The following is a 229-nucleotide window of genomic DNA, read 5'->3' on the forward strand; positions in this document are numbered from 1 at the left end:
TCCAGACGCAGACGTTCGATTGCCTTCGCGGGAGATATGCCGGTCTCGGAAAGAAAAATGCGCGTAAATTGCCGGCTGCTCAGATGCGCCGCCTTCGCTAGATCGTCCACGCGCAAGGGTTTGGACAAATTGAGGCGTGCATGTTCGAGCGCCTTCTGGACCCGGTCCGACTTTGGCGCGAGCGCCAGCATTTCAGAGTGCTGCGACTGCCCGCCCGAGCGCCGATGCG

Annotated in this window: 1 protein-coding gene; it reads right to left on the minus strand. The window is 61.1% G+C overall.

Annotated features, from left to right (window positions below):
• Window positions 1-229, minus strand: a 229-nt coding sequence (locus SB822_RS61615) for an AraC family transcriptional regulator (protein ID WP_410859736.1), incomplete at both ends; no start/stop codon positions are given.

This window comes from Paraburkholderia sp. SIMBA_054 (genome assembly GCF_046534875.1).
Lineage (GTDB): Bacteria > Pseudomonadota > Gammaproteobacteria > Burkholderiales > Burkholderiaceae > Paraburkholderia > Paraburkholderia hospita.